This window comes from Chelativorans sp. ZYF759, assembly GCF_012911015.1.
GTDB lineage: Bacteria > Pseudomonadota > Alphaproteobacteria > Rhizobiales > Rhizobiaceae > ZYF759.
The window spans coordinates 1-5,263 of the sequence record NZ_WVVV01000031.1 but is presented as its reverse complement, the minus strand read 5'-3'; the positions used below and the strand labels follow the sequence as shown (position 1 = coordinate 5,263).

Genomic DNA, 5,263 nt, shown 5'->3' with positions numbered 1-5,263 from the left:
GAAGATGGTTTCCGCCGTCGGCGCTTCGGAAGACGACAAGCTCAAGATCCAGACCGAGCTGAAGGAACTGCAGGGCCAGCTGACCAGCATCGGCCTCGCCGCCAACTATGCCGGCTCGAACCTGATCGCCAACGACCAGTCGGAGACCTCGCTCAACATCGTCTCATCCTACGATCGTGCGTCTGATGGCACCGTCACGGTCAACAAGGTCACGCTTGATCTGACTGAAACGCAGATCCTCGACCAGACCGGCACGACTGGCGGCATCTTGACTGGCGTTATGGCAATTACGTTGGCCGGCACCGAGAACGATGCAGCAATCGAAGCGCACATTACGACCATCGAGACGGCACTGAAGGGAATGGCGGACGCTGCTTCGACCATCGGCGCCACCAAGAGCCGTGTCGACATGCAGATGGACTTCGTCTCCAAGCTGAGCGACGCCATCGACCGCGGTATCGGCCAGCTCGTCGATGCCGACATGCAGGAAGAATCGGCGCGTCTGTCGGCCCTGCAGGTCCAGCAGCAGCTCGGCATCCAGTCGCTGTCGATCGCCAACTCAAACGCACAGAACATCCTGTCGCTGTTCAGGTAATCTCTGCATTGTCGGAGTGGGTAACCCGTCGCCCTCTGTGGCGGCGGGTTATTTCGTTGGGATAGATGCCGGCCTTAAGGCGCACGCCCTCTCCAGCCTCATCTTCAAACAGGAAGATGATTCCGGCCTCTTCAAGTGCTGCTCGTATAGCGTGGGCGGTCGTAGGTCTCCCTCCCAATATTCCGCCAGCCTGTTCGAGATATTTTACGGTCGGCGCCGAAACCCCGCAAGCCTCTGCCAGCTCGCTCTGGTTCCAACAGAGCAATGCCCTGGCTGCCTTGACTTGGCGCACCGAAAGTCGCGCTTCCATCTTTGCCTCCTGTCTTTAATCGACCACTGTGCCAAAGGAAGCTTGCCTCAGTCTGATTTGGGGGCTTTCGTTCCCTTTCGTAGGGCAACTGCGCAGAAGTTGACGTCATCGTCGGGAAGAAAGACCACTCCCTCTTTCTCGAGCGCCTTCTTGATAGTGGCCAGCCCCGACATCTGCAGATGCGGAACCGGGGTGTCTCTTTCGGCGCGCTTGATCATGTCGCGTGACACCCCTGCAAGTTCAGCGAGCCCCTGGGAAGTCAGCCCCAGCAGCGCACGCGCAGCCCGTATCTGAGGCCCTCGGATTATCGCCAATTTCTTCCGCATGTCTTTGCTTAGGCCCCAGGGCGCGGCTTTGCCAGAGAGATAATGGCGGTCTGCGAGCGAGTCACACGGGCAAAGTCACCGGAACCGCTTCTCTCCGACCCGTTGACAAGCGCGACAACGAGGCTTGGGTTCAGTGCTGCACACATCATTCCGACGATTTCTCTGTGTTCCTATGCTTCTGGGTCTAGCGTTGCCTGTAAATGGCGGCTTCACTCTGTTGCCAGAGGAGCTGTTCACCCAGGAGTTTCGGTCTGACCGGGCTACTGCGGCGGCGGTAACGCAACCTCTGTTGTTCCGCACGAAACGGTCATGTCGTATGGCCGCGAGGTCCGGCTCGTGGGCGTGCCGTTTCTACCCGACGAAAATGGTTCGATCGATTTCACAGAACGGGTGGAAAGCGCGTGGTGGTCTTCTGCGGCCGAATTTGCTTGGGCTTTGGTTTGATCCGGCTGACGACAGTCTATTCGAAGTAGCTTCTGATAACGAGCTTCAGTTGGCAGATTCCACACCTTCTTCCTCCTCACACTAAAGCGGATGGCCGCGCGCTTAAGTCGCGTCGTGGCGTATGTGTGCAGATAAAAAGGTGCCTAGGGGCCCTGTACTCGGAGAAACAGGGAAATCTTCACTACTCCAGGTCTATTATGGGTCCTTCGACTGTTGTCCCATTAGTCTCAGAAGGCATATGGAAGATCCGTTTCAGCAAGAGGATGTGGTTAGCCGCATCGGCCACCAGATGGCGAAGGCTGGTGTCGACGGGCGCCCTCGAAACTTCGCGCTTTTCTATGAGGCCTATGCCGGCGACAACGAGAAGCTGCGTTTTCATCTTGAGATGCTGGACACCAAACCCACCCAGGAAAAGTTGGACGAGCTCAACCGCCTGTATGGGACCGACGCCCAACTTGGCAATGAGATGGAGGCTGCTCATGCGCGCATAGAGCAGGCTCTCTGTGAAATAATGGAGCTGCTATCGCGCGAGCAAGGTTCGCTGGAGCGCTACCTGCAGCTCCTCGATTCCACCACCGCTGGCATCGATGGGAAGGAGGTGGGGCAGGAGGCCCTGGTTAAGATTGCTTCTATCCTCGCTAAAGCTACCAGCGCCACGGTGAGGCAAAGTCAGGAGAGTAGGCAAATCGTGACGGCTCGATCAGACGAACTCAGAGAAGTCAGGCGGGAACTCGAGATCTACAAGAACCTCGCTGAGACCGATCACCTCACGCAATTATGGAATACCAGGGCCTTCAGCCGATCGCTGGGCAGGATATATAAGGAAGACCGGCTGCGGCTGATGAGTTCTCTCGTCATCCTGGATATTGATCGTTTCAAGGACGTCAATGATCGCCACGGTCACTTGGTGGGGGACAAGGTCCTGCAGGTGGTGGCGCGTATCATGAAGTCAAAATGTGGGCCGCATGTCTCTGTGTTCCGGGTGGGCGGTGAGGAATTCGCCCTCATCGTCGAAGGCGGCAGCGATGCCTCCACGGAAAAGTTCGTCGAAGGCATTCGCAAGGCAATCGAACAACATTCCTTCGGTGAACCGGTTCCGGGATTGGCTATCACCATCTCGGCCGGCATCTGCAAGGCGGTGGATGCATCCCATTCAGACGATCTCTATGCGAAAGCCGACAGCGCGCTCTATGCCTCAAAGACACAAGGCCGGAACCGGGTGTCCACTTACCCTCTGCCCGATAAGGCTCCCCAGCGAAAGAACTGGATTCTCTATCAGGAAGGGTAAGACCGGCGTCGTCGAGCGTGGAGTCCCGACGTCGACCACAAGCGGAAGTGGGGGGGGCGGCGTGTTCATCAGGATAGCCGGGGGCAATTTCGGCGCGCCTCCCAACTTCCGCTCGTGGGCCTTCAAAGCGCTATGGGTATCCATCTGGCCGTGAACTGACGGCCATTACGAACACGCTCTTCGCGGCGCACAGGATCCAAGATCTGCACCGGCGCCCACTGACTTTGAACGAGCGTGTTTGGAACGATTTCCGGCGGCTCAGCACAAATGACAGCGATCCTGCGGCTACCTTGATCGTGTCCGAGAATTACGACGGATCTTTTGAGGCGGATGGGGCGATACACGCCGTAGCGCGCCATCCCGTCAACAGCAATCCGGACAGCTTTCGAAAAGCCACGGTGGACTTCGGACGGACTGCTCAGCTTGCCACGACCTACAGCAAATTCTTCAGTCGATGGGAAGGCCGTCTTCGATGTTGCGCACGGTGTCCAGGGAGCGCTTGAGGGCGCTTTCCGCGTTGGGACGGCGCTGCCCCTCAATGTCACGAACAGAATAGCTGTTGCCCTGCCGGCATACCTCATGCACCCGTCCAGTTGCATAGGTCAGCCGGTAGCATTCGCTAGTCTCCTTGGGAACAGATTGACACCCCAAGAGGACCATCTGCGGCGCAACAATCAACAAGGTTAGCCAGTATCTGATCGGCATGAGGCAGCGTCCCTGCTTGGCTTCCGGCAAAGACTGATGGGTTGAGCGCAATTCATTGTCCCAATCATCACGGATCTCAGTTGTTGAGAATGGAAAGGCGAAAATTATGGGCTCTCTCTGTTGAAGGCAGTTTAAAATCAGCTCTGATTTTTGAGCGGAGCAGATTTATCACAGGCAAAGACAAGCGGTTTTTGATCCTATTTACGCTCAAGGAGTTGATACTAATCCATTGATTTGATGATCGGTTCTATTTGATAAAAGTTAATTAAAATTAAACAAAAAAAACGTTATTAACGATATATTAAAGGCAGTATATCTGCCGTCTGTTATTTACAAAAAATGGTCGTTATCGTCAGATTGTGGGGCAGGGGAGTTTAGGTTTCGATATTGCCTCATTGTTTGACGTAAAAAGGAGTCTATCATGAAAGGCAAACTTGCGTTGATTGGCTTGGTATTCGCTATGGCGATGCCAGCCCAGACTTTCGCAGCGACCAAGACCTACACGGTTACCCCAAATCGGGATAACTGTTACGCGGTGGAGTACATCCCCCGTACTGTGCAGGAAAATACCCGTGGGCAACTCGTTCGCGGGGAGTCGACGGCCTGGGTCGGCAACGTGACCGACGGCAACCTGGTTCGTCATCAGCGTAACCCAGCGCTCTACAAGACGACAACGCGGATCGTTGAAGAAGAGCACTACACCATGCGCTCGGCACCTTGCCCGGCACGTAGCCGCTAAGTGCAGTCGGAGGGGGGCGTTCCGTCCCCCTCTCTCTCTCTCTCATTCCGATGGAGGACCAAATGATCGAGACGCTGCTGTTTGCATCCGCTTTGTCCAGCTGCATCGAAAGAGAAGCTAGAACTTTTGAGGAGCTCGTCACGAATCGGGGCCAAAGCATCGTGGAATGCGGACCTCGCTCTTACACTGAAGTTGCCGTCTACCAGAGCTTCTCGCTAGATAGCGCAGGCACGTCATCAGTGCGCTTCGAATTTGTCGACATTGATGCTGATACCGTGGCCGTGCACGAGATTTCGCCTTGTAGAGACTTTGACCTGGGCGAGGAGGGTATCGGGGAAAGTCTGGTTACCGAAATACACTGCAATGGCAGGCTGATAACCCTGATGCTTGGACCAGGTTCGCTACAAATAAGGGCCGACGCGGACGAACTGTTCAGCTACCCGATCGATAGCCGCTACGTCATCGTTAACGAAATGCTGTACGAACTGGCTCATTTCGCCGAAGGCGAATAAGGGTTCTGGGGGCAAATCTGGAATGGTAAACGGCGCGGCAAATGCGGGCGGACCCCGACAACGGCGGCGGACGATTACGACGACAGCGGGATGGGCGTCCGAGGGGCCAGCGGCATGGGTGGGCCGCGAATTCGGCTGAAAGTAACGCCAGGCGGCATTCTGGTTCTCTTTCAGTACGGGAGCCGGACACAGAGGGCGGTTTTGAACCGGGTCTTCGTCGAAAGGACGTCGAGCGCCTGGCAGTAGCTTTCGGCCGCGCGCTTGGAGGCACCCATCACATTGGTCGGATTCACCACCTTGTCGGTCGAGATCATGATGAAGCTGCTGACCTCATTGGCCAAGGA

General features: G+C 56.1%; 7 protein-coding genes and 1 pseudogene. 4 read left to right on the top strand and 4 right to left on the bottom strand.

Annotated elements, in window-relative coordinates; translation table 11 throughout:
* Window positions 1-595, top strand: a 595-nt coding sequence (locus GRZ55_RS22795) for a flagellin (RefSeq protein WP_169289235.1), incomplete at its 5' end; no start/stop codon positions are given.
* On the opposite strand, the gene GRZ55_RS22790 is transcribed toward GRZ55_RS22795, so the two are convergent.
* Together GRZ55_RS22790 and GRZ55_RS22785 are read right to left on the bottom strand one after the other, a co-directional pair.
* Window positions 588-905 (bottom strand): transcriptional regulator, encoded by a 318-nt coding sequence (locus GRZ55_RS22790; RefSeq protein ID WP_210257500.1) that lies wholly within the window; start codon window positions 903-905, stop codon window positions 588-590. The two genes, GRZ55_RS22795 and GRZ55_RS22790, sit on opposite strands and share 8 nt — an antisense overlap.
* Before the next feature lie 47 nt (window positions 906-952).
* Window positions 953-1,123: a hypothetical protein gene (locus GRZ55_RS22785; protein ID WP_169289234.1), complete on the bottom strand. Its 171-nt coding sequence runs from the start codon at window positions 1,121-1,123 to the stop codon at window positions 953-955.
* A gap of 790 nt (window positions 1,124-1,913) precedes the next feature.
* Here GRZ55_RS22785 and GRZ55_RS22780 point away from each other — a divergent pair.
* Window positions 1,914-2,963, top strand: coding sequence for a GGDEF domain-containing protein (locus GRZ55_RS22780; RefSeq protein ID WP_169289233.1), 1,050 nt, complete (start codon window positions 1,914-1,916; stop codon window positions 2,961-2,963).
* A gap of 447 nt (window positions 2,964-3,410) precedes the next feature.
* Here the strand turns inward: GRZ55_RS22780 and GRZ55_RS22775 are convergent, their stop codons facing one another.
* Window positions 3,411-3,668, bottom strand: coding sequence for a hypothetical protein (locus GRZ55_RS22775; RefSeq protein WP_169289232.1), 258 nt, complete (start codon window positions 3,666-3,668; stop codon window positions 3,411-3,413).
* Between the two features lie 421 nt (window positions 3,669-4,089).
* Here GRZ55_RS22775 and GRZ55_RS22770 point away from each other — a divergent pair, with 421 nt between their 5' ends.
* Both GRZ55_RS22770 and GRZ55_RS22765 read left to right on the top strand, forming a co-directional pair.
* Complete coding sequence (locus tag GRZ55_RS22770; RefSeq protein ID WP_169289231.1) at window positions 4,090-4,407, top strand: hypothetical protein; 318 nt, start codon at window positions 4,090-4,092, stop codon at window positions 4,405-4,407.
* A gap of 62 nt (window positions 4,408-4,469) precedes the next feature.
* Window positions 4,470-4,919 (top strand): hypothetical protein, encoded by a 450-nt coding sequence (locus tag GRZ55_RS22765; protein WP_169289230.1) that lies wholly within the window; start codon window positions 4,470-4,472, stop codon window positions 4,917-4,919.
* A gap of 197 nt (window positions 4,920-5,116) precedes the next feature.
* Here the strand turns inward: GRZ55_RS22765 and GRZ55_RS22760 are convergent.
* Window positions 5,117-5,263, bottom strand: a pseudogene (locus tag GRZ55_RS22760) (polysaccharide biosynthesis protein); the annotation flags it as partial.